Consider the following 2,539-nt stretch of genomic DNA (forward strand, 5'->3'; position numbering starts at 1 on the left):
TCCCGTCCCAGGGCAGCGGGACAGGGCTGCGCGGACTGCGCGAGCGCCTCGCCGCCCACGACGGCGAGCTGACCGTCCCGGACACCGGGACGGGCCGGTTCCGAATGCTCGCCAGCGTCCCGCTCTGACCCCCGCCGGCCCCACCGGGCCCGGGGCCGCCACCCGGCCGGGCCGGTCCCTGGCCTACCACCACTCCCATCCGGTGGTCGGAGGCCGTTCCGTACTTGGCCGTCCTCTCCTCCTGGACGTTCCGCGTGAACAGCAGGCCACCCGCGGCGGTCCCGCCCGTCCGGACCGGGCTGCGGCTGCGGCTGCGGCTGCGGCTGCAACGACAGACTGATACCCGCTCGCGTGCCGGGCGTCGTGGAAAACCGCGAACATGGCACGGCGCGCACCCCGACGCAATCCAGGCAGCTGCGCGCAGCCGAGAGCGGAGAGCGTTCTCCCGTACGGCGGTGACGTCGGCACCTCGCCCGGTGCGGTCAGTTGTCCTCGGCCAGGCCAAGGTCTCGGCGGCCCGGTGCAGGCCGTGGTCGGCAGCGCTCTTCACGCACGTACGGACGGCGCAGCTACAGGGCCTCGCCTGCGGCTCTTCCTGTAAGCATTCGGTGACGTGGAGCCGCCTCCCGCTGACACCGCACCCGCGAGACCGCCGACAAGGAGTCCGGCAGGACGACGATAGCCCCGCACCTGCCCGGTACGCCCGCGCCGACGGGACGGGTGGGTGGTCTTGCGGCCCGTGGCAGCTGCGCACGACGATGGGGGTTTCGTCGGGTGAGAGGGGATTGACGATGGGTGACGAGAACAAGGGCGGTCCGAAGGACGGCGGGGGCGGCGCGCACGCGAAGCCGGGCGGTCCGCAGATCGGGCCCGAACCCAGCCCCGACGGTCAGAACCCCAAGCCGGAGCCCAAGCACAAGTGAGCACCGATCAGGCAGACGCCGACCTCGGAGCCGACGAACGGCGGGCGCTCGCCGATCGGCTCGCGGGCGCAGGCGCGCTGAGCGCCCGGTGGCGTGAGACGTTCGAGGCCGTCCCTCGGCACCTCTTCCTGCCGCCGGTGTACTGGGAGTTCGTCGAGGGCAGCGCGGTGCCGCGCGACCGCGGCTCGGATCCGGACGGGTGGCTGGCCGGCGCCTACCGGGACACCCCGGCCATCACGCAGTGGGACGACGGCGACGAGGCTGCGGGCCGGCGGGACTTCACATCGAGCCTGAGCATGCCGACGATGGTGGCGCTGATGCTCGGTGACCTCGATGTCGAGGACGGTCACCGGGTACGGGAGGTCGGCACCGGCCCGGGCTACAACGCCGCGCTGCTGGCACACCGCCTGGGGGCGGAGCGGGTGATGAGCGTCGAAATCGACAGGACGGTGGCCGACCTCGCCCGCGCGAACCTGGCGGCGGCGGGCCTGGGCGGTCTGCGGGTCCTGACCGGGGACGGAGCACAGCCCGATACCGGCGGGGCGGAGCCGGCCGACCGGTTGATCGCCACCTGCGCGAGCCTGGTCACCGACGTCCCCGCCGTCTGGCTCGACCAGACCCGCCCCGGGGGGCTGATCGTCGCCCCGAGCGCGACGCTGTTCGGCGGCGGCGCCGTCGCCCGCCTGCGGGTCGCCGACGACCACCGGAGCGCGAGCGGGCGCTTCACCGGCTCTTCGGACTTCATGCGGATGCGCCAGCAGCGCTACCAGGCCCCGCCCGTGGACGCCTACCTGCCCGGGGACTGGCCCGGCGACGCCGAGGCGTCTGCCACCGGCCTGGACCCGGAAGCCATCAGGGCCTCCTGGCTCGCGCAGTTCGCCATCGGATGCCGCCTGCCGGACCTCTACTACCGGCGCGCCCCGTACGGGGACACGGTGACCTGGTGGTTTTTCGACACCGCCGTGACGTCCTGGGCCACCGTCGACTCCGTCCCCGGCGCGGTCGAGTTCGACGTGCGCCAGAGCGGGCCGCGGCGCCTGTGGGACGAGATCCATGCCGCCTGGACAGCGTGGGAGCAAGCCGAGCACCCCGGATACGAGCGGTACGGGCTGACCGTGACCGGCTCCGGCGAACGCACCGTGTGGCTCGACGACCCGGACCACCACTGGAGCCCGCCCGCCCGCTGACGCCCAGCACGGCGCAGCGGTCCCGCCGGCTGGGGGCCGGCGGCCAACGAGAGCGTTGTGGGTGATTACCAGGCAAATCCGCCGTAGAGGCCGTCCTCACAAGGGTGGCTCGTCTGCGCAGCCGCCGGTCGAAGGGCCGGGCTTCCTGGGGCGATGTCTGAGCCACCGACCACGAGGACTACATGTGAGCTCGGTTCGCGCACCGATGAGTCTCCCGCGGCGCGCCGGTCTGTACGCGTGGGACCGGCTCACGGAAGACTGGTGCCATGCGGAAACTGATCTACGGCCTGAACCTGACCCTGGACGGCTACATCGCCGCGCCCGGCGACGACATCGGCTGGAGCGTGCCGAGCGACGAGCTGTTCCAGTTCTGGTCCGACCAGTTGCAGGCGACCGACCTGACGCTGTACGGGCGCAAGCTGTGGCAGA

At 72.8% G+C, this 2,539-nt stretch carries 2 protein-coding genes and 1 pseudogene; all 3 read left to right on the forward strand.

Translation table 11 applies throughout. The features are described from left to right. Positions 1-791 precede the first annotated feature (791 nt). The gene (locus PUR56_RS08670; RefSeq protein WP_329879905.1) at positions 792-923 is read left to right on the forward strand and encodes a hypothetical protein; all 132 of its coding nucleotides are present in this window, start codon (positions 792-794) and stop codon (positions 921-923) included. Continuing rightward, the gene (locus PUR56_RS08675) at positions 920-2,110 is read left to right on the forward strand and encodes a protein-L-isoaspartate(D-aspartate) O-methyltransferase (RefSeq protein WP_329948450.1); all 1,191 of its coding nucleotides are present in this window, start codon (positions 920-922) and stop codon (positions 2,108-2,110) included. The genes PUR56_RS08670 and PUR56_RS08675 overlap by 4 nt, the downstream gene beginning before the upstream one ends. Positions 2,111-2,376: 266 nt before the next feature. Then, a pseudogene (locus PUR56_RS08680) lies at positions 2,377-2,539 on the forward strand (dihydrofolate reductase family protein); the annotation flags it as partial.

This window comes from Streptomyces sp. BE303, assembly GCF_036290945.1.
Lineage (GTDB): Bacteria > Actinomycetota > Actinomycetes > Streptomycetales > Streptomycetaceae > Kitasatospora.